Origin of the sequence: Pseudonocardia humida (genome assembly GCF_023898865.1) — a bacterium.
Classification (GTDB): Bacteria; Actinomycetota; Actinomycetes; order Mycobacteriales; family Pseudonocardiaceae; genus Pseudonocardia; species Pseudonocardia humida.
Genome location: NZ_JAGSOV010000024.1, coordinates 37,725 through 56,818, shown reverse-complemented (window position 1 = coordinate 56,818; position 19,094 = coordinate 37,725). Strand labels below are relative to the sequence as shown.

General features: G+C 73.7%; 21 protein-coding genes. 14 read left to right on the top strand and 7 right to left on the bottom strand.

Features of this window, described 5'->3' with window-relative positions; genetic code table 11:
• Window positions 1-105 precede the first annotated feature (105 nt).
• Both KDL28_RS12120 and KDL28_RS12115 read left to right on the top strand, forming a co-directional pair.
• Window positions 106-1,077: a ferritin-like domain-containing protein gene (locus KDL28_RS12120; RefSeq protein WP_252437862.1), complete on the top strand. Its 972-nt coding sequence runs from the start codon at window positions 106-108 to the stop codon at window positions 1,075-1,077.
• A 142-nt stretch (window positions 1,078-1,219) separates the two neighbouring features.
• Window positions 1,220-2,626 carry a M1 family metallopeptidase gene (locus KDL28_RS12115; protein ID WP_252437860.1) on the top strand — a complete coding sequence of 469 codons (1,407 nt, stop codon included), beginning with the start codon at window positions 1,220-1,222 and terminating at the stop codon, window positions 2,624-2,626.
• 5 nt (window positions 2,627-2,631) lie between these two features.
• Here KDL28_RS12115 and KDL28_RS12110 read toward each other — a convergent pair whose 3' ends face one another.
• Window positions 2,632-3,408 carry an alpha/beta fold hydrolase gene (locus tag KDL28_RS12110; protein WP_252437858.1) on the bottom strand — a complete coding sequence of 259 codons (777 nt, stop codon included), beginning with the start codon at window positions 3,406-3,408 and terminating at the stop codon, window positions 2,632-2,634.
• Window positions 3,409-3,451: 43 nt separating this feature from the next.
• Here KDL28_RS12110 and KDL28_RS12105 point away from each other — a divergent pair, with 43 nt between their 5' ends.
• The 4 genes from KDL28_RS12105 to zwf all read left to right on the top strand — a co-directional run bounded on the left by KDL28_RS12105 (window position 3,452) and on the right by zwf (window position 6,962).
• Window positions 3,452-4,084: a TetR/AcrR family transcriptional regulator gene (locus KDL28_RS12105; RefSeq protein WP_252437856.1), complete on the top strand. Its 633-nt coding sequence runs from the start codon at window positions 3,452-3,454 to the stop codon at window positions 4,082-4,084.
• Between the two features lie 17 nt (window positions 4,085-4,101).
• Window positions 4,102-5,049, top strand: a complete 948-nt coding sequence (locus tag KDL28_RS12100) for an ornithine cyclodeaminase family protein (RefSeq protein ID WP_252437854.1) — start codon at window positions 4,102-4,104, stop codon at window positions 5,047-5,049.
• A 63-nt stretch (window positions 5,050-5,112) separates the two neighbouring features.
• Entirely contained in the window at window positions 5,113-5,388 is a 276-nt protein-coding gene (locus KDL28_RS12095) for a ubiquitin family protein (protein WP_252437852.1), read from the top strand.
• Window positions 5,389-5,444: 56 nt separating this feature from the next.
• On the top strand, window positions 5,445-6,962 hold the full coding sequence (gene zwf, locus KDL28_RS12090) for a glucose-6-phosphate dehydrogenase (RefSeq protein ID WP_252437850.1): 1,518 nt from the start codon (window positions 5,445-5,447) through the stop codon (window positions 6,960-6,962).
• 124 nt (window positions 6,963-7,086) lie between these two features.
• Here zwf and KDL28_RS12085 read toward each other — a convergent pair whose 3' ends face one another.
• Window positions 7,087-7,299: a DUF397 domain-containing protein gene (locus KDL28_RS12085; protein ID WP_308215992.1), complete on the bottom strand. Its 213-nt coding sequence runs from the start codon at window positions 7,297-7,299 to the stop codon at window positions 7,087-7,089.
• A gap of 246 nt (window positions 7,300-7,545) precedes the next feature.
• Complete coding sequence (locus tag KDL28_RS12080; protein WP_252437846.1) at window positions 7,546-8,448, bottom strand: helix-turn-helix domain-containing protein; 903 nt, start codon at window positions 8,446-8,448, stop codon at window positions 7,546-7,548.
• A gap of 331 nt (window positions 8,449-8,779) precedes the next feature.
• On the opposite strand from KDL28_RS12080, the gene KDL28_RS12075 reads away from it, so the two are divergent.
• Window positions 8,780-9,283: a hypothetical protein gene (locus KDL28_RS12075; protein ID WP_252437844.1), complete on the top strand. Its 504-nt coding sequence runs from the start codon at window positions 8,780-8,782 to the stop codon at window positions 9,281-9,283.
• A 13-nt stretch (window positions 9,284-9,296) separates the two neighbouring features.
• The gene (locus KDL28_RS40400) at window positions 9,297-9,431 is read left to right on the top strand and encodes a hypothetical protein (protein WP_256501321.1); all 135 of its coding nucleotides are present in this window, start codon (window positions 9,297-9,299) and stop codon (window positions 9,429-9,431) included.
• A gap of 29 nt (window positions 9,432-9,460) precedes the next feature.
• On the opposite strand, the gene KDL28_RS12070 is transcribed toward KDL28_RS40400, so the two are convergent.
• From KDL28_RS12070 to KDL28_RS12055, 4 genes are all read right to left on the bottom strand, one after another.
• Window positions 9,461-10,354, bottom strand: coding sequence for an alpha/beta fold hydrolase (locus KDL28_RS12070; protein ID WP_252437842.1), 894 nt, complete (start codon window positions 10,352-10,354; stop codon window positions 9,461-9,463).
• Window positions 10,355-10,436: 82 nt separating this feature from the next.
• Window positions 10,437-11,237, bottom strand: a complete 801-nt coding sequence (locus tag KDL28_RS12065; RefSeq protein WP_252437841.1) for a phosphotransferase — start codon at window positions 11,235-11,237, stop codon at window positions 10,437-10,439.
• Between the two features lie 249 nt (window positions 11,238-11,486).
• A complete protein-coding gene (locus tag KDL28_RS12060; RefSeq protein WP_252437839.1) occupies window positions 11,487-12,734 on the bottom strand; it encodes an ARMT1-like domain-containing protein in 1,248 nt (415 codons plus the stop codon).
• A gap of 112 nt (window positions 12,735-12,846) precedes the next feature.
• Window positions 12,847-13,848, bottom strand: coding sequence for an L-histidine N(alpha)-methyltransferase (locus KDL28_RS12055; protein ID WP_252437837.1), 1,002 nt, complete (start codon window positions 13,846-13,848; stop codon window positions 12,847-12,849).
• A gap of 67 nt (window positions 13,849-13,915) precedes the next feature.
• Between KDL28_RS12055 and KDL28_RS12050 the strand changes: the two genes are divergently transcribed.
• The 6 genes from KDL28_RS12050 to KDL28_RS12025 all read left to right on the top strand — a co-directional run bounded on the left by KDL28_RS12050 (window position 13,916) and on the right by KDL28_RS12025 (window position 19,068).
• Entirely contained in the window at window positions 13,916-14,575 is a 660-nt protein-coding gene (locus KDL28_RS12050) for a HemK2/MTQ2 family protein methyltransferase (RefSeq protein WP_252437835.1), read from the top strand.
• On the top strand, window positions 14,572-14,784 hold the full coding sequence (locus KDL28_RS12045) for a CDGSH iron-sulfur domain-containing protein (RefSeq protein WP_252437833.1): 213 nt from the start codon (window positions 14,572-14,574) through the stop codon (window positions 14,782-14,784). The genes KDL28_RS12050 and KDL28_RS12045 overlap by 4 nt, the downstream gene beginning before the upstream one ends.
• Complete coding sequence (locus KDL28_RS12040; protein WP_252437831.1) at window positions 14,781-15,824, top strand: iron-containing redox enzyme family protein; 1,044 nt, start codon at window positions 14,781-14,783, stop codon at window positions 15,822-15,824. The genes KDL28_RS12045 and KDL28_RS12040 overlap by 4 nt, the downstream gene beginning before the upstream one ends.
• Before the next feature lie 440 nt (window positions 15,825-16,264).
• Window positions 16,265-17,350, top strand: a complete 1,086-nt coding sequence (locus KDL28_RS12035) for an NAD-dependent epimerase/dehydratase family protein (RefSeq protein WP_252437829.1) — start codon at window positions 16,265-16,267, stop codon at window positions 17,348-17,350.
• A 173-nt stretch (window positions 17,351-17,523) separates the two neighbouring features.
• Window positions 17,524-18,408, top strand: a complete 885-nt coding sequence (locus KDL28_RS12030; protein ID WP_252437827.1) for a DUF2382 domain-containing protein — start codon at window positions 17,524-17,526, stop codon at window positions 18,406-18,408.
• 150 nt (window positions 18,409-18,558) lie between these two features.
• The gene (locus KDL28_RS12025) at window positions 18,559-19,068 is read left to right on the top strand and encodes a hypothetical protein (RefSeq protein WP_252437825.1); all 510 of its coding nucleotides are present in this window, start codon (window positions 18,559-18,561) and stop codon (window positions 19,066-19,068) included.
• Window positions 19,069-19,094 lie beyond the last annotated feature (26 nt).

Genomic DNA, 19,094 nt, shown 5'->3' with positions numbered 1-19,094 from the left:
TCCGAACTGGACGGCGGAATTGATCGTGATCCCCGGTTGACGCGTCCTACTCCCCTCGACCGGCGCCGAGAGATGAATGCTGCGCCCGAGAAGAAACGAGTCCCGGTGTTCGAAGGTTTCAGCAAGGCGTTCGTGCGTGAAGCGATCAACCGCAGCGCGGAGAACGCGGTCGACCGCAGGCGCTTCCTGCGCGCGGCCGGCCTGACCACCGCAGGCATCGTCGGCGGCGGCGCCCTGACCGCGTGTGGGGCCGGCCCTGGCGGCACGGCGGCCATCGGCACGGTCTCCGAGGTGACCGAGGACCCCGCCGTCAGCGACGCCGCGGTGCTCAACTTCGCGCTCAACCTGGAGTACCTCGAAGCGGAGTTCTACCTGCGCGCCGTCACCGGCAAGGGCCTGGAGGACGACCAGATCGACGGCATCGGCAAGGTCGGCGGCGTGACCGGCGGCCGCAAGGTGATGTTCCACGACAAGACGCTCAAGGCGAACGCCACCGAGATCGCCGACGACGAGCGCGCGCACGTCGACTTCCTGCGCACCGCGCTCGGCGACGCCAAAGTCGCCCGGCCCGCGATCGACCTGGACGAGGCGTTCACCGCCGCGGCCATCGCCGCCGGGCTCATCAAGGAGCACGAGAAGTTCGACGCATTCGGCAGCGAGGACAATTTCCTGCTCGCCGCCTTCGTTTTCGAGGACGTCGGCGTGACGGCCTACAAGGGCGCCGCCCCGCTCATCGAGAACAAGACGTTCCTGGAGGCCGCGGCCGGGATCCTGGCCGTCGAGGCGTACCACGCCGGGCTCATCCGGGCGACGCTGCAGGCGCGCGGTGCGGTCGACCTGGCCGACAAGATCTCCGACGCCCGCGACGGCCTCGACGGCGAGGACGACCTCGACCAGGGCCTCACCTTCGAGGACGAGCCCAACATCGTGCCGACCGACGAGAACGCGATCGCGTTCAGCCGCAGCGCCGGCCAGGTGCTCAACATCGTCTACCTCAACCCCGAGAGCGTCACCTCGGGCGGGTTCTTCCCCGAAGGCGTCAACGGCGACATCAACGCCAGCGACGACAACGCCTGAGGTTTCGCCGGGCGCGCCGACCGGACGTCAGGCACCGCGTCCGGTCGGCGCGCCCGTGGCGCCGCACCGAGCCCCGTGCGCGGAACCGGGATCACGCCGGATCCGACGCCCATCGCCCCGATCGGGCGTAGATTCCCCCGGCATGAGGCTCCGCGCGCGGATCGCGACGCTCCTGGGAACATCGGTCCTGGTGCTGGCGGCGGGCGCGGTCCCGGTCGCGGCGCAGGCCGGCCCGCCGGTCGAGGGCTCCACCGGCGGCGGCGACCCGTACTTCCCCGCCGCCGGCAACGGCGGCTACGACGTCGCGCACTACGACCTCGACCTGAGCTACACGCCGCAGACCCGCGCGCTCACCGCGCACGCGGACATCACCGCCACGGCCACGGCCGGCCTGCGCAGCTTCAGCCTCGACCTGCGCGCCCTCGAGGTCACCTCGGTGACCGTGGACGGCACCCCGGCCGCCCACACCCACGGGTCGGGCGAGCTGGTCGTCACGCCGGCGGAGCCGCTGGAGTCCGGTGCCGAGTTCGTCGTCGGCGTCGACTACGGCGGCACGACCGGACGTCCCGAGGACGCCACCGGCGCCCTCTACGGCTGGGTCTCCTTCGACGACGGCGCCTTCGTGGCCAACGAGCCCGAGGGCGCATCGACCTGGTTCCCGGTCAACGACACCCCCGTCGACAAGGCCACCTACTCGTTCGAGATCGACGTGCCGGAGGGCACGGCCGCGATCGCCAACGGCCTGCCGGGTGAGCCCACCACCGCCGAGGGCCGCACCACCTACACCTGGGAGGCCGACGACCCCCAGGCCAGCTACCTGGCCACCGCCTCGACCGGCGACTACCTCCTCACCGAGGACACCGGCCCGGGCGGGCTGCCGATCGTCAACGCCGTCGACGCCGACCTCGACCAGGCCGCCGCGGCCGCCGTGCTGGCGACGCAGCCCGCGATGATCGAGTACTTCGAGTCGGTCTTCGGCCCGTACCCCTTCGGCTCCTACGGCGCCATCGTCGACGACGACGAGGAGCCCGGGTACGCCCTGGAGACCCAGACCCGCCCCATCTACTCGGGCGTCCCGACCGAGAGCACGGTGGCCCACGAGCTGGCCCACCAGTGGTTCGGCAACAAGGTGACCCCGGCGCTGTGGGAGGACATCTGGCTCAACGAGGGCTTCGCCACCTACGCCGAGTGGCTGTGGGCGCAGAACACCGGCGGCCCGACGCCGCAGCAGCAGTTCGACGAGGCCTTCGCCGTCCCCGCCGACGACCCGTTCTGGACGGTGCCGCCTGCCGACCCGGGCGCGCCGAACCTCTTCGACGCCGCCGTCTACAACCGGGGCGCGATGGCGCTGCAGGCGCTGCGCGTGACGATCGGCGACGACGCCTTCGCGCAGGTGCTGCGCCAGTGGGCCGACCGCGACGAGCTCACCCCGGTGCGCACCGACGACCTGCGTGAGCTCGCCGAGGAGATCTCCGGCCAGGACCTCGAGGCGCTCTTCCAGGCCTGGCTGCGCACGCCGGCGAAGCCCGCCGCCCCCACCCCCGCCTGATCCGGTCAGCGGGGGGCGAGGGCGTCGGCGAGGACGTCGGGCTGCTGCAGGTAGACCTCGTGGTCCTTGGCGTCCTCGACGACCAGCGGCGCACGTCCGACGAGCTCGGCGAGCCGCTCGGCGATCATCGCGTGCAGCGGGCTGGTGCCCCCGCCGACGGCGATGACCACTCGGTCGGCGGGCAGCTCACCGGCGGCGAAGCGGTGCCGGGTGATGATCCGGGCGTCGTCGCGCAGGGCGGCCTCGGCGTTGACGGTCTGCAGGCGCACCGCCTCGGACGCCATGTCGGCGCGGCCCTCGGACAGCACGTCCAGCATCACCGCGTAGGCACCCGCCCAGTCGTCGGGGTGGGCCTGCAGGTGCGCGTCGATGGGCGCCACGACCTGGGCGTGCAGGGCGTCGGCGTCCGGTAGCACGCCGAGCGCCGCCGGCTCCCAGGCGATCGCCTCGGTCACGACGTCCGGGTGCCGCGCGGCCAGCGCCAGCGCGATCACGCCGCCGGAGCTGAACCCCAGCACCGTCGCCGGTGCGGCGCCGAGTCCGCGCAGCAGCGCGGCCGCGTCGTCGACGTGCGCGGCGACGCCGCCGTCGGGCCAGCCGGTGCGGGTGCTCGCGCCGGTGCCGCGACGGCTGTACCAGAGCACCCGGCGGCCGCGGGCGGCGAACGCCTCGGCCTGCGGGGCCAGCATGTCGACGTCCTCGGCCGCCCCGTGCACGAGCAGCAGCGGACGACCCTCCCCGGTCACGCGGTGGTCCAGCTCCATCGGGTCCCCCTGGATCATTCGATTAACTGCGACTATATTGAATATAGGCTAGGTTGGGTGGATGACGTCAAGGGCTTACGACGCGAGCGGGCGCCGCGAACAGGCCCGGGCCAACCGGGCCCGCGTGCTGGACACGGCCCGGGAGCTGTTCGTCGCCGACGGCTACACCGCCACGTCGATCGCGAGCATCGCCAAGGCCGCCGGGGTGTCGACCCCGACCGTGTTCGCCGCGTTCACCTCCAAGGCGAACCTGCTCAAGGAGGCCGCGGAGTCGATGCTGGTCGGCGACGCCGAGCCGGTGCCGCTGGCCCAGCGCCCGCAGATGCGCCGGGTGTACGAGGCGCCCTCGGCCGCCGAGGTCGTGGCCCGGCTCGCCGAGTTCGCCGCCGACGCCGCTCCGCGCGCGTACCCGATCTACTCCGCGGTCTTCGCCGCCGCCGACACCGACCCGCAGATCGCCGCCATCGTGCGCACCTTCGACGACCAGCGCCTGGTCGGCGCCGGCCACCTGGCCGACGCCGTGTGCCGGCACCTGCCCGACGGTCCGGCCCGCCACGCCGAGCTCCGCGACGTGATCTGGTCGCTGACCTCGCTGCACCTCTACGGTCAGCTGGTCGTCCAGCGCGGCTGGCCGGTGCGCCGCTACGGCGACTGGATCGCCCGGGTGCTCACCGCCTCGCTGCCCACCCCCTGAACCGCCGGGAGCCCGAGATGCCCCAGATCCTGGTCCTGAGCAGCGACGACGTGGCCGAGCTGCTCGACCTCGACGCCCTGCTGCCCGCGCTCGCCGAGGCGTTCCGGCGGTTCAGCGCGGGCGGGACGAGCGCACCGCCGCGCACCGGCGCCTTCGCCGGGGCCGGCGTGCTCGCCGCGATGCCCGCCCACCTGCCCGGCGCCGGGCTCACCGTCAAGCTGGTGTCGGTCTTCCCCGACAACCACGACCACGGCCTGCCCTCGCACCAGGCGCTGATCGCCGTGTTCGACGACGCCACCGGCACGCCGCTGGCCCTCATGGACGGCACGCGCATCACCACCGCGCGCACCGGCGCCGCGGCCGCCGTCGCCGCCGACGCGCTGGCCCGCCCCGACGCCGGGGTGCTGGCGATCCTCGGCGCCGGCGTGCAGGGCGGCTCGCACCTGGACGCCTTCGACCGCATCCGCGACTTCGCCGAGATCCGCATCGCCTCGCGCACCGCCGCGCACGCGTCCGCCCTCGCCGCACAGCACCCGAGGGCGCGGGCGGTCGGCTCGTTCGAGGAGGCCGTGCGCGGCGCCGACGTCGTCTGCTGCTGCACCGACGCCCGCGAGCCCGTGCTGCGGACGTCCTGGCTGAGCCCGGGCGCGCACGTCGGGTCGGTGGGCGGCAGCTTCGGCCCGGAGCTGCCCCCCGACCTGCTCGCCGACCGGCGGGTGTTCGTCGAGTGGCGCGGTGCCGCGACCAACCCGTCGCCCGCGGGCGCGCACGAGCTGCAGGGCCTCGACCCGGCGGCGGTCACCGAGATCGGCGAGGTGCTGGCCGGGACGGCGCGCGGACGGACCTCCGACGAGGAGATCACCGTCTACAAGTCCACCGGGCACGCCGTCGAGGACGCCGCCGCGGCCCGGCTCGTGCTGGACCGCGCCCGGGCCACCGGCCGCGGCACCACGGTGAGCCTGTAACCACCGCACCGAATGCGACGATCGGCGCTACCGGCGGTCACCGCCCGGCTGCACACTGCCCGGATGCTGTTCATCGGCGGCTCCGACGAGGGCATCGGGAACCACGCCGGCTTCGTCGTCGGCCGGTACCGCGACGGCGCCCTCTCCGACGCCTGGACCGACGTCACCCGCTGCGCCCCCGGCACGTTCACGGCCTTGCTGCCGGCCTGCCGGTGCGGGTGGCGGGGGCGGGCGCAGCAGCCCGACGACGCCGGCGCGCTCCGCTGCCGTCGGGAGTGGACCCGCGAGCACCTCCAGCACGTCGTCCCGACCCGGCACGCTCCGTCGCACCAGCGGTAGCACGTGGGAAGAGCCTCCATCGGAGATCGACGAAGCGGTGCGCGGGAGGCCCGGTAGTGCAACCATTCAGCGTGCTCAACTACCCGCCGCAGACCATCGCCTACCCGGCCCCTGGCTCACGGCCGTACGGACGCCTGCCGGAGAGCCTTCCGCCGCACGTCATCGTCCTGTTCGGAGCTACCGGCGATCTGGCGCGGCGCAAGCTGCTGCCGGGGCTCGCGCACCTGGCGACCTCGGCCCTCACCCCCAACATCCGGGTGGTGGGCTCGTCGCTCGAGGAGATGTCCGACGACGAGTTCCGGCAGTTCGCCCGCAGCGCGATCACCGAGTTCGGCAAGCACCGGCTGACCGACGAGCAGTGGAACGCGTTCGCCGCGAACCTGCGCTACTGCTGCAGCAAGTCCGGGTCGGAGACGCTGGCCGGGGCCGTGGCCGAGGCCGAGCGCGAGTTGGGCGACGGCCAGGAGGTGCACCGGCTGCACTACCTCAGCATCCCGCCCAAGGCCGCCCGCGAGGTCATCACCCTGCTGCACGACGCCAAGCTGGTCGACCGCGCGCGGGTGGTGATGGAGAAGCCGTTCGGCACCGACCTGGAGAGCGCGGTCGCCCTCAACCGGTTCGTGCACCTCACCTTCGACGAGAGCCAGATCTTCCGGATCGACCACTTCCTGGGCAAGGAGGCCGCGCTCAACGTACTGGCGCTGCGCTTCGCCAACGGGCTGTTCGAGCCGATCTGGAACCGCAACTTCATCGACCACATCCAGATCGACGTCCCCGAGACCCTCGGCCTCGACCGGCGCGCCGACTTCTACGAGGCCACCGGCGCCTACAAGGACATGGTCGTCACCCACCTGTTCCAGATCATGGCGTTCGTGGCGATGGAGCCGCCGACGGCGCTGGAACCGCGGGCGATCAGCGAGGAGAAGAACAAGGTCTTCCGGTCGCTGCTGCCGATCATGCCCACCGACGTGGTGCGCGGGCAGTTCGGCGGCTACCGCGAACTGGAGGGCGTGGCCCGCGACTCGGACACCGAGACCTTCATCGCGCTGCGCGCCTTCCTGGACAACTGGCGCTGGGCGGGCGTGCCGTTCTACCTGCGCACCGGCAAGCGCCTCGCGGAGGGCCAGCGGATCATCTCGATCGCGTTCAAGGAGGCCCCGCGGTCGATGTTCCCGGCGGACTCCGGCGTGGGCCAGGCCGGCCCCGACCACCTGACGTTCGACCTGGCCGACGAGTCTCGGATCTCGCTGTCCTACTACGGCAAGCGACCCGGGCCGGGCATGAAGCTGGACAAGCTGAGCATGCAGTTCTCCACCCAGGAGACCGACCGCGCCGGCGACGTCCTGGAGGCCTACGAGCGGCTGATGCTCGACGCCATGCGCGGCGACCACACGCTGTTCACCACCGCCGACGGCATCGAGAGCCTGTGGGAGCGCTCAGAGCCGCTGCTGCAGAACCCGCCGCCGGTCAAGTCGTACCCGCCGGGCAGCTGGGGCCCGAACGCCATCCACCAGCTGATCGTCCCGCACGCCTGGCGGCTGCCGTTCGAGCGGTCGTGGCGGGAGAAGCGGTAGGGGCACCGACCAGGCACGGTGGCGGGGGGGGCCCCCCCCCCCCCCGCGCGCCCCCCCCCGCGGGGGGGGGGGGGGGGGGCCCCCCCCCCCGCACGGGGGCGGCCCCCCCCCCCCCCGCGGCGGCTCACCGCCGCGGGTCGTGGTGGACCGGATCGAACTCGCCCGACCGCACACCGTCGAGAAACGCCCGCCATTCGGGGACACTGAAATCGAGGACGACTGCGCGCCGATTCTTGGAATCACGCACCAATGCGTGACCCAGCAACAGCTTGACTTCCACGCAGTTATCCGTGTCGCTGTACGAGCTCTTTCGCCAGCCAGACCCCTCACCGCCCACCGACAGCCCTCCCAGTCAGCAGGAGCCGTGCCCGCGGCACATGTGCAGTGACCACACGGCTCCCGACCCCCGCACTCCCAGGCGAGCGTATGCACCCGCACAGGGCAATGCCACCGCTGAGCGGGGGCTTCGCAACCGAGGACCCCGGTTCAGAGCATCGAGATGTGCGCTGTCCGGAGGCTCGTCACCCGCACCCTTGACACGGTGGGTGCGGCACGGTAGTGACTGCTCTTGTCGGCTAGGACGTCAGGTGGAACCTCCCGAGAAGCTGTCGATCGCACGGTCGAAATACGTGCGGAACGCCTTGGCGGGTGCCGCGATGTCCTCGAGGGCGAAGAACTTCTCCTGGTAGTCGGCCGTCAGCGCGAGGTCGTCGCTGAACGACGAGGTGCCTCGCGAGTGTTCGAGGAAGACCACGTCCGGGTCCGCGACATCGGGGAACTCCATGTGCACGTACGGACCACGCATACCGTCGTGCGCATTCAGCTCGAAGGGCAGGACCCTGATGGACGCGACGCCGTTGTCGTTGAGCGCGAGCAGGTGCTCCAACTGGCTGCGCATCACCTCGACGCCGCCGACCGCCTGCCGGAAGACGGCTTCGCCGAGCAGGACGAATACCTCCGGCCGAGTCTCGCGCTCGAGCAGCTCCTGGCGGTTGCGCCTGCTCTCGACGATCCGGTCGATCTCCTCGGAGCTGATCTTGCTGGAGGACTGCAGAATCGCCCGGGTGTACTCCTCGGTCTGCAGCAGACCCGGGACCAGGAGCGGCTCGACCTGCCGGATGAGGGATGCGGACGCCTCGTAGCCGTAGTACTTGATCGTGTCGGGAGACAGGACGTCGCGGAACTCGGCGAACGGCTGGCGCTTCGAGCCCTGCGCCATCTCGGTGAGCGCCGCGAGTTGCTCCTCGTCGGCCAACCCGTACAGCGCGGCGAGGGCCCTCAGGTCGGTGACCGTGATGCCGACCTGACCGCTCTCGATCCGGATCACCTTGGACGGCGACCAGTACAACGCCTGGGCGACGTCGCGCTGGGTCTTGCCAGCGGCCGTCCGAAGGCGCTTCAGCTCGACTCTGAGCCTGCGTCGCATTGCCGCGGGGTCTTCCAATTCCGTTCCGTTCTCCTCGTGACCGGGCCGCAGCCCGGCCACCCCATGGGGAGATCACCGACCGCCTCGTCGAGGTGGTCGGTGATCCTGCCAGTCGGCTGCTGCATGTCGTTCCGCAGCGACCGGATCGTTACCCGTCAACCAGCGCTCAGCGTGACGCTTGGCACAAGTTGCAACATAGCACTATGCTGCCAGCATGCCGCCATCAAGTGACTCGACACCCAGCGTACCGCCACGGCGCTGGGTGCGTCGTGGTGGCGTGCACCAAGCTACTCGACAGGATGAACACCCATGTGACCGGCCTCCACCTGGCAGTTCCCGGGCCGCTGGGTTGCTTCGCGGAAGGCCCGGAACCAGCCGAGGAGTGGGAAGAATGCCGAACAGCCCTGCCCGCGGCGCGAACCGTGGTCCGGCCGCCGAGGAGCCGCACCCGGTCCTGCGGTACCTGACCGACGGCGGTCGTCAGGAGTGGCAGAACGCGCTCGCCCGCTACGACCGCGAACTGGCCGGCGAGCTCGGCCGGCGGGCGGCACCCGTCCTCGACAGCGGCCGCACGCCCGAGCTGACCTCAGCCGACGTGTCAGCGGCGGTGGCCGCGTTCGAGGACCGCCTGCGGGCCGAGCCGCCCGCGGCGGAGGAGCCCGGTTCCCGCTCGTCGCTCTGGGCGGCGATCACGCTGACGCTGGCGTCGGTCGGCATCGGCGTCATGCCGAACTTCCTGGGCGACCAACCCTGGCAGTACGTCCTGTTCGTGGTGCTGATCATCGTCGGGGTCGTCGGGCTGGTGCTGACCTGGGTGGCCGGCACGAGCGGGCGCCGGCGTGCGACGCGCGGCGGCACCCAGGGACCTCCCGGCCCATCCGGCCACAACACCTGAATCGAGCGGCGCCATGCTCATCGCGGTCGTGATCGTCGGACTCGTCCTGCTGGTCGTGCTCGCCGTCCTGGTCGGCGTGGAGTCGCGGCGGCGCGGTGAGATCCGTTCCGGTGCCGGGTGGCACAACGACGAGGAGCGGCTGGACTAGCGCCCGAGCGCCGGTGCGGCTGCCACGCCTCAGGGGCGGGCCCACTGCATCAGCAGCATCCGCAGTGCGGTGACCAGCGGGAGCGGCTGGTCGAGCATCGGGTGGTGGCCCGCGTCGGGGAGCTCGACGATCGGCACCCGGTGCCCGAGCAGGGCGTCGATCTCGGCGGCCATCGACGGCGGCACCAGACCGAACTCGGTCCGGATGAACGCGGCCCGGCAGCGCAGCTGGGGCAGCATCTCGCGCAGCAGCCGGCGCCTGCCGAACATCGTCGGGTCGAACTTCCAGGTCCAGCCGCCGTCGGCGGTCTGAACGGACTGCTCGGCGATGTGGCGGCGCACGTAGGGCAGCAGCACGTCCTGCTCGGGCATCGTACGGAACCGCTCGACCATCTCCTCCCGGGACGGGTAGACCCGGGTCTGCCTGCGGCGCCTGCGCAGGCCGTCCTCCTCCGGGGGCTGGTCGTTCAGCGGGGAGTCGATGATGGCGATGCCGTCGACCCGGTCGCCGTGCTCCACCCCGACCTGGGCCGCGACCCAGCCACCCATGCTGTGCCCGACGACGAGCGGCGCCCCGGTGATGCCCCCGGCCGCGGCGGCGGCCAGCACCTCGTCGGCCCAGATCCGCATGTCGTAGTCGGGGCGCCGGCCGCTGTCGCCGTGCCCGCTCAGGTCGAGCGCGACGACCCGGTGGGTCTCGGCGAAGAACGGGGCGATGTGGTCCCACCAGCCCGAGTGCGCGGCGCCGCCGTGCACCAGCACCAGCCCCGGCAGCTCCGCGGATCCCCAGCAGCGCAGGTGCACGCGACAGCCCTCGACGGTGGTGTCGAGGTGCCGCGGCGCGACGGCGAGCGCGGTGCGGAACCAGCGCGGGGCGTCGGTCGCCGCGGCCGGCGGGGCCGACGGGCTCGGGGGTGGGGTCATGGCGGTCTCCTCGGTGCACCGCAGTTCTACCCGACCCGACGGCGCCGGTCCGGGCCGACGGGTGTGGCGCCGGGCACGGCGGTCAGGGCCCGAGGTCCCACAGCAGCCGGTAGTACGCCGTGCGCCGGGGGTCGGGCTCGACGCCGTACGCGTCGAGCAGGGTGCGCTCCCACCCGTCGCCGTAGTTCCACTGCGTGCTCCAGGTGGCCACCGCGAGGTCGGCCCAGCGGTCGGCGACGCCGAGGGCGCCGAGGTCGACGTGGCCGCTCCAGGCGCCGTCGTCGGTCAGCAGGGTGTTGGGCGCGCAGGCGTCGCCGTGGCAGACGACGGCGCGGTCGACCGGGGGTGGTTCGGCCACGGCGGCGAGCGCCGCGGCCACGTCGATGTCCCGATGGCTCGCGTGCCACCGGGCCGGGTCCAGCTCCGCGGACCTGCGGTGCGCCGACGCGACCCGGTCCGCCGCCGACCAGGTGAACGGGCACCGGTCCACCGGCAGGGCGTCGTGCAGGGCGCGCAGCCCGCGTCCGAGTGCGGTGACCGCGGTGCGCGGGTCGGCCTTCCAGCGCGGCTCGACCGCGTTGCCGCCCGGCAGCGCGGCGGTGACCATCCACTCGCCGGCGGCGTCGCGGCCGTGCTCGACGACCTCGGGCACCGGCGTGAACGGGGCGGCCCAGCTCAGCCGGGCCACCTCGCCGGCCAGCGGCGGGAGGCCGGCACCGGCGGGCGACCACTTCACGTAGTGCGGACCGATCCGGAACGTCGTGCCGCCCAGCTCGTTGACCCACACCACCTCGGGCGCCCGACCCCGCGCCATCGCGGCGACGACCGCCGGTACGGCGACCGGCTCGTCGGGACGTCCGGTGAGCGGCTGCACACCGGTCACCCTGCCACCGGGCACCAGCGGTTCGCCGGTTCGTACGGCCGGGCGGCGGCCGCGATTCGCGGCCCCGGGCACGTGGACCCGGCGAGCGCCCCGTTCGAGGGAGTCAGGCCCGGGCTCGGCGCACGGCCGTCGTCGCGATCAGGGCGGCCCGGCCAGCCAGCCGACGACCAGCGCGGCAGTCGGCAGGGTCGCCCTGCTGGGCGTGTCCGAGCTGCTCACGGCTCCCTCACTCACGGTCGCGGGACGCTTTCACCCGGCCGGACCAGCCGACGCGGCGCGCCCGGGCACGAGCTGTACGAGCGCGTGCGTGCCGGCGATCCGCCAGTCCGGCGCGCGGCGGTCGAGCTCGGCCGTCCTGGCCTCCGGCACGCCGACCACGACCTCCGACTCCAGGGTGCGCAGCGCGACGACCGGGCCGGGCAGGTGGGCGGTGGCGTGGGCGAGCCCGGTGCCGGGCGGCCAGGCCCGGTCGCCGACCAGCCGCCGGTAGTTGAGGTCGCCCTTGAGGATCGTCAGGCCGGCCCCGGAGACGTCGGCGGCCAGCTCGCCCGCCATGGCGTCGAAGCCGAGCGGGCCGACGTGGAACCAGCTGGTGCGCAGCCGGATGCGCCCGCCGCGGAAGGCCTCCCGCAGCCGGCGGGCCGCGGTCGCGGCGTAGCCGCCCGCGTCGCCGAGCCTGCGCAGCGCCGCCGCCACGTCGGACGCGGTCGCGTCGACCACGTGGAACGGCACGGGCCGCACGTGCAGCAGCACCTCCCCGGCCCGCCCGGACTCCAGCAGCTCGTCGACCAGCAGGAGATCGGCCAGCAGCTCGCGCCCGGCGTTGTCGACCACCAGGCACACCACGGCCGGCCCAGCCGCCAGCAGCTCCCACAGCGCCGCGCTGTCGTCGACGACGAGGGTCGGGTCGGGCTCGTCGGCGGCTCCGTCGGGCCCGAACCGGGCCGAGTGCGCCGCCACGCCGAGGTCGGCGCGGGCCCCCCGGACGGCGGCCATCAGCAGCGCCCGTGCGCGGCGGTCGGGATCGACGTCGGTGACCCAGTCCAGCTCGGCGAGCTCGGCCTGCAGCAGCGGGTCGACCAGTTGGGCCGTCTTCAGGTGGGCGAAGGGGTCGAGCCAGTGCCACGGTCCGGGCACGAAGAAGTCGACCGCGGCGAGCAGCCTGCGGTGGAAGAAGGTCTCCGCCCACAGCAGCGGCACCTCGTCCCAGGCCTTCCCGACGTGGCCCTTGCCCCACTCGCGCCAGGTGGCGGTGTCCGGGCCGTCGTCGGTGAGGGGGCCGACGGCGCCGGACAGCTCGGCGACGAGCCGGTCGAGCGCTCCGGTCTGCTCGGGCAGGTACGGGTTGGCGTTGCGGGCCTGCTCGGCGGCTCGCGGCAGCCGCCGGTGCACGACGGTCCAGCCGAAGGAGGCCGGGTCGGCCGCGGTCAGCACGGGGGGCTCGGGGGCCGACTCCCGGGCGGCACGCGCGGCCGCGCCGGGAACGAGGTGCCGCACCCGTCCGCCCTCCTCGCCGTCCGCCACCGCGGCGGCCCGTTCCGGGCACGCTACCGGCCCACGGCGACGCCTTGTGTGCCGGATGCAGCGGATCGCATCGATCCCTCGGGGGTCACCGGCGGCGGGCGAGCGCGATGGCGTACCGCCACCGCTGGTCGATCCACTCGTGCTCGACGTCCATGCCGAGCGCGGCGATCTCGGCCGCGAGCCGGTCGCGGTCGAACTTGGCCGAGAACCCGACGTTGATCGAGCCGCCGCGGGCGAGGTCCAGCTCGAGGTCCAGGCCGGGCAGCCGGACCCGCTGCTCGCGCAGGACGTGGAGGTGGCCCTCGACCATGCCGGTGCCCGGGTCGAAGCGGGCCAGGGGCCGGAACCGGTCGACGTCGAAGTCGGCGCCGAAGCGGCGGTTGAGGTGGGTCAGGTGGTTGAGTCGGAACCCGGCGAAGGCGTCGTGGCCGGGCGGGTCGTTGTAGGCGGTCTCGAGCACGTCCGCGGGCTTGAGCAGGTCGACCGAGAACAGGAACCCGTCGCCGGGGCGCAGGGTGGCGGCGATGTCGGCCAGCAGGTCGGCGCGCTCGGCGTCGGTGGCGTTGCCCATGTTGCTGCCCAGGAACGCCACCACCAGCCGGCCGTCGCGGTCGGCGGAGCGCAGGTGCGCGAGCCCCTGCTCGTAGCGGCCCCACAGCCCGACGACGTCCAGGCCCGGCACCTGCTCGACGAGCGCGCGCCCGCTCGCCTCCAGCATCTCGCGGCTGACGTCGATCGGCAGGTAGGTCAGCGGTCGGTGGCGCGCGGCGGCACCGAGCAGCACGGCGGTCTTCTTGGCGCTGCCGCTGCCCATCTCGGCGAGCATGTCCGTGTCGAGGCGGGCGGCGATGTCGTCGGCGTGCCGGCGCAGCAGGTCCCACTCCACGCGGGTCAGGTAGTAGGTCGGCAGCTCGGTGATGGCCTCGAACAGCTGCGACCCGCGCTCGTCGTAGCCGAAGACGGGCGGGATGCGGGGCACCGGTTCGGCCAGCGCGGCGCGCAGGGCGGTGCCGTCGTCCCAGAAGGCGTCGCCGGTGTCGACCGGGACGACACGTACGGTTCGGGCGGCATCCTCGGGTCGCACCATCCGGGCGGGTACCCGCCCAGCGGGCGAGGATGCAGTTTGATCGTGCCCGGGCCGGGCACTGATCCTCGTGCTTCTTCTTCGCCCGCCCGGCGTCTACCGGGCAGACCGCGACACCGCTCTGCTCGTCGACGTGCTCCGGGCGGGGGTGCGGCCCCCCCCCGTGCGCGCCGTCGCCCCCGGCCCGGGCGCGGGGGCCGGGGCCGCCGCCGGGGCCGGGGCCGCGTCGGTCACCGCCGTCGACCTGTCCCGCCGCTCGGCCGCCGCGACCTGGCTCAACGCCCGGTTGCACCGGGCCTCGGTCCGGGTGCGCCGCGGCGACCTGTTCGAGCCGGTCCGCGGACGGCGCTTCGAGGTCGTCGTCGCGAACCCGCCCTACGTGCCCGCCGAGCGCGAGGCACCCGCCCGCTACGGCATCGCCCGCTGCTGGGACGGCGGCCGCGACGGCCGGCTGCTGCTCGACCGCCTGACCTCCGGGCTGCCCGACGTGCTGACGGCGGACGGGCGGGCGCTCGTCGTGCAGTCCGAGGTGTGCGGGGAGGACGCCACCCTGGACGCGATGGCCGCGGCCGGGCTGACCGGCGAGGTGGTGGCCCGCGCGGCGATCCCGTTCGGGCCGGTCATGCGGGCGAGGGCGGCGCTGCTGGAGGCCCAGGGCATGATCGTGCCCGGCCAGCACGTCGAGGAGATCGTCGTCATCGAGGGCCGGATGCCGGGGGCGCAGCGGTGAGCGGGCGCAACCGGGTGGAGATCACCGGGGAGGGCCCGGTGCTGGTCAACGGCCCGGTCGACGTCACCGGCCCGGACGGCGAGGTCGTGCGGTCGGAGCGGTCGGTCACCGCGCTGTGCACTTGCCGGCGCAGCCGCCGCTTCCCGTTCTGCGACACCAGCCACCGCGACCGGGAGCGGCGCGCCCACCGGGGTGGTGGGTCACGATGACCCTGACCCGGCAGGCCCCCGCCCCGTCCACCACCGAGCCCGCCCTGCCCGCGCCCCGCGGGCCGCTCTCCGCCGCGGTGCTGGACGCGCTGCGCACCGGCGGGCGACCCGGCGGCGCGCTCGACGCGGTCCCCGACGACGTCTACGGCGAGGACGCGCAGCTGACCCTCTACTGCCTCTACGAGCTGCACTACCGCGGCTTCGCGGGCGTCGACCCGGAGCGCGAGTGGGACCCCGAGCTGCTGACGGTGCGCCGCGACCTGGAGCGCGCGTTCCTGGCCCGGCTGCGGGAGGACGCCCCGGTCGACGACGTGCGCGGGCCCGCCGACGTCGACGCCGAGATGGCCGGGCTGCTCACCGAGCCGACCGACGCCGACGGCACCGGGGTCTCCCACCACCTGCTGCGCGACGGTGAGCCGTGGCAGTTCCGGGAGTACCTGGCGCACCGGTCGATGTACCACCTCAAGGAGGCCGACCCGCAGGCGTGGGTGATCCCCCGGCTGCACGGGGCGGCGAAGGCCGCACTGGTCACCGTGGAGCACGACGAGTACGGCTCCGGCGACCCGGAGCGGGTGCACGCGCGGCTGTTCGCCGCGATGATGCGCGCCGCGGGCCTCGACGACGGCTACGGCGCCTACCTGGACCTGGCCCCCGCCGAGACCCTCGCCGAGGTCACCCTGATGTCGATGTTCGGGTTGCACCGGGCGCTGCGGGGCGCGCTGGTCGGGCAGTTCGCGGCCGTCGAGCTGACCTCGTCGCCCGGGTCCGACCGGCTCGTGCGGGCGATCGCGCGGATGGGCCTCGGCCCGGAGGTGGCCGAGTTCTACGCCGAGCACGTCGAGGCCGACGCGGTGCACGAGCAGCTGGTGCGCCGCGGGGTGATCCGCCCGCTGCTGGCCGCCGAGCCGGAGCTGGCCGCCGACGTGGTGTTCGGGGTGCGGGCGAGCTCGTTCCTGGCCGAGCGGCTCGAGCGCAGGCTGCTCGGGGCCTGGGGGGCTCGGGCCACGTCGTTGCGCGAGCCCCTTCCGCCCATCGGCTGACACGCACTGCCACAGCCGTCGAGAACGAAGCTGCCGTGATTTTGGACCGGTCCAATCGACGACAACTTCGTTCTCGACGGGAGGGGTCAGCCCTGCACGCGCAGGTCGGCCTTGGCGACCTCGACGTGGGCCGCCTCCCGGACGAGCTGGTCGGCGCCCTCGGCGGCGTCCACCCCCATCCGCTCGGCGAAGTCGGGCGGGGGGTCGCTCGGTCACCCGGGTGGATCCGGCCGGTGCGGAGTTCGGACTGCTCATCGTGGTGGTTCTCCTTCGGATGGTGACGTCGTCCCCACCGTTTCCCGCCGGGCAGACCGCAACAGCGCAGCGTCATCGATCCTGTGGAGTAGTAGACGACCCCTCGGGGTGGGTTTGTTTGACCCCGTACCTCCCCGGGCACGTCCGACGGCGGCACCAGCGAGGTACCGGGGAGCGGGAACCGCATGCGGATAGTGATCACCGGGGCGAGCGGGAACGTGGGCACCGCCCTGCTCGACCGGCTGGCCGACGGGGACGACCACGAGGTGGTCGGGGTGTGCCGGCGACCGCCCGCGCCTGCTGCGCCCTACGACGTGGCGTCGTGGGTCGCGCTGGACCTGGCCGGGCCCGACGCCTCCCTCGCGCTGCGGCCCGTGCTGCGCGGCGCCGACGCCGTCGTGCACCTCGCCTGGGGGTTCCAGCCCTCGCACGACACCGACTACCTCGACCGGACCGGCGTCGAGGGCACCCGCGCCGTGCTGAACGCCGCCGAGGCCGAGGGCGTGCCGCACCTGGTGCACATGTCCTCGGCCGGGGCGTACTCCCCCGGGCCGGACGACCCGGGCCCGGACGCCACCCGCGTCACCGAGGCCTGGCCCACCGACGGCATCGACTCCCTGGCCTACAGCACCGAGAAGGTCGCCGCCGAACGCCTGCTCGACGACCACGAGCGGTCCCACCCCGACGGCGTCGCCGTGGCCCGGCTGCGCCCGGGGCTCATCGTGCAGCGACGAGCGGCGAGCGCCCTGCTGCGCTACGGGCTGCCCGCGTACCTGCCGGCCGCGCTGCTGGGGTACGTCCCGCTGCTGCCGCTGGACCGGGGGCTGTCCATCCCCCTGGTGCACGCCTCCGACGTCGCCGACGCGATCGTGCGGGTGCTCGAACGGCGGGCCACCGGGGCGTTCAACCTCGCCGCCGACCCGCCGGTCACCCGCGACCTGATCGCCGACGTGCTCGGCGCCCCCGCCGTGCACGTGCCGCGGGGGGTGCTGCGCGCGGCCACGGCGCTGGGCTGGCGGACGCACCTGCAGCCGCTCGCCCCGGGCTGGATCGACCTGGCGTTCGCCGTGCCGCTGCTGGACACCGGCCGGGCCCGCCGGGAGCTGGGCTGGGACCCCGCGATCGACTCCCGCACGGCGCTGGCCGAGGTGCTCGCCGGGATGGCCGAGGCCGCCTGGGCCCCGAGCCCGCCGTTGCGCAGGCGCTCGGTCCACCGGGAGCTGGCCTCCCTCGTCCGGCACGGCCCGGTGACGGAGCGCAGTCGACCCTGACCCCGTTCGGCGTAACCCGTGATCGATGAAGATTCTGCATTCGATATGAGTGGGTGGACCGGACGAGGGTATCCCTACGAACGTCCGGGTCAGCAGCAGCAGCGGCGGAAGAACTGCCCGGGAATCGACTGACGACCGCCACAAACGCACTTGGGAAGGACGTGGGATTCTCGATGTTCACGCAGGACCAGATCCGCAGCCTGGTGGGGGCCACCGCCTACGACAGCGACGGCGACAAGATCGGCAAGGTCGGGCACGTCTACTTCGACGACCAGACCGACCAGCCCAAGTGGATCACCGTCAACACCGGTCTGTTCGGGCTCAACGAGAGCTTCGTCCCGCTGGCCGGCGCCGAGAGCCGCGGTGACGACGTGGTGGTGCGCTACGACAAGGCCACGGTCAAGGACGCCCCGAACGTCGACGCCGAGGGCCACCTGTCGGTCGAGGAGGAGGAGCGGCTCTACCGCCACTACGGCCTGGACTACGCCTCCGGCGGCGAGTACGGCACCTCCGGCACGGACCGCACCACCTCCGGCGCGGACTACAGCGCCGCCGGCACCACCGGTACCGCGGGTGGGCGCCACGAGCTGCGGGACACCGAGCGGAGCGACTACCAGGACCGGAGCGCCACCGACCGCGGCCTCGAGGGTCGCGGCCACGACACCAGCGGCCCCAACACCGACGACGCCATGACCCGCTCCGAGGAGCGGCTCAACGTCGGCACCGAGACCCGCGAGGCGGGCCGGGCCCGGCTGCGCAAGCACGTCGTGACCGAGCACCAGCAGGTCCAGGTGCCGGTGTCGCGCGAGGAGGTCCGCGTCGAGCGCGAGCCGATCACCGACGCCAACCGCGGTGACGCCGTCGACGGCCCGGCGATCTCCGAGGAGGAGCACGAGGTCACCCTCCGCGAGGAGCGCCCCGTGGTCGACAAGGAGGCCGTGCCGGTCGAGCGGGTGCGACTGGGCACCGAGACGGTCCGCGAGACCGAGACCGTGGGTGACGAGGTGCGCCGCGAGGAGATCGAGGTCGACGACGACGCCCGCTCCCGCCGTCGCTGACCAAGGATCTCGAGGAATTCGGTTTGCCGATCACGTGAGCCGGTAAACCCCATTCCGAGAAGCCACCGGACGAGCCGGGCAGGGCATGCAGGAACGCCCGGCCCGGCTCGTCCGTGAATACCGGGAACGGACTCGAGAAGGAGAATTCTGATGGGACTCGCCAGCCACGCGATCGCGCTCGGCATCGGATACGTGTTGGGCCATCCGGCCGGTAGGGAGCAGGCGCGGAAGCTGCCGGAGCAGGCCCGGCAGCTGGCCGCCCGCCCGGAGGCCGCCCGGCTGGCCGAGAAGGGCAAGGCCGTCGCCGGGCAGGCGGCGCAGACGGCCAGGCAGCGGCTGGGCCGCTCCGCCGACTCCGGCTCGTCGGACAGCGCCAGCGCGACCGGCGGCGGCACGTCCACCACCGGGGACACCGGCCGGATCGCGACCGAGGGGGGCGCCCGCGGGCGTCGGCGGCTCTTCCTGTTCGTCCGCCCGCGCCGCCGCCCCGGCGGCATCGACGCCCCGACCACCGCCGAGCCCGGTGTGGTCGTCGCCGAGACCAGCGGCGACCCGGCCACCGACGCCCGCTCGGTCAAGGTCACCGACCCCGCCGTCGCCGAGCGGACCGAGGCCGCGATGCACGGCACGCTGCCGCCCTCCGGCAAGCCCCGCTCCTGATCCACCGCTGTCCCGGGCCCCGGCCG

Excerpts from the sequence above, each read along its gene's own strand:
- KDL28_RS12115 (WP_252437860.1), top strand. The coding sequence starts at position 1,220 with ATGAGGCTCCGCGCGCGGATCGCGACGCTCCTGGGAACATCGGTCCTG.
- KDL28_RS40400 (WP_256501321.1), top strand. The coding sequence starts at position 9,297 with ATGCTCATCGCGGTCGTGATCGTCGGACTCGTCCTGCTGGTCGTGCTC.
- KDL28_RS12070 (WP_252437842.1), bottom strand. The coding sequence starts at position 10,354 with ATGACCCCACCCCCGAGCCCGTCGGCCCCGCCGGCCGCGGCGACCGAC.
- KDL28_RS12100 (WP_252437854.1), top strand. The coding sequence starts at position 4,102 with ATGCCCCAGATCCTGGTCCTGAGCAGCGACGACGTGGCCGAGCTGCTC.
- KDL28_RS12075 (WP_252437844.1), top strand. The coding sequence starts at position 8,780 with ATGCCGAACAGCCCTGCCCGCGGCGCGAACCGTGGTCCGGCCGCCGAG.
- KDL28_RS12030 (WP_252437827.1), top strand. The coding sequence starts at position 17,524 with ATGTTCACGCAGGACCAGATCCGCAGCCTGGTGGGGGCCACCGCCTAC.
- KDL28_RS12025 (WP_252437825.1), top strand. The coding sequence starts at position 18,559 with ATGGGACTCGCCAGCCACGCGATCGCGCTCGGCATCGGATACGTGTTG.
- KDL28_RS12055 (WP_252437837.1), bottom strand. The coding sequence starts at position 13,848 with ATGGTGCGACCCGAGGATGCCGCCCGAACCGTACGTGTCGTCCCGGTC.
- KDL28_RS12110 (WP_252437858.1), bottom strand. The coding sequence starts at position 3,408 with ATGATCCAGGGGGACCCGATGGAGCTGGACCACCGCGTGACCGGGGAG.
- KDL28_RS12095 (WP_252437852.1), top strand. The coding sequence starts at position 5,113 with ATGCTGTTCATCGGCGGCTCCGACGAGGGCATCGGGAACCACGCCGGC.
- KDL28_RS12040 (WP_252437831.1), top strand. The coding sequence starts at position 14,781 with ATGACCCTGACCCGGCAGGCCCCCGCCCCGTCCACCACCGAGCCCGCC.
- KDL28_RS12035 (WP_252437829.1), top strand. The coding sequence starts at position 16,265 with ATGCGGATAGTGATCACCGGGGCGAGCGGGAACGTGGGCACCGCCCTG.
- KDL28_RS12105 (WP_252437856.1), top strand. The coding sequence starts at position 3,452 with ATGACGTCAAGGGCTTACGACGCGAGCGGGCGCCGCGAACAGGCCCGG.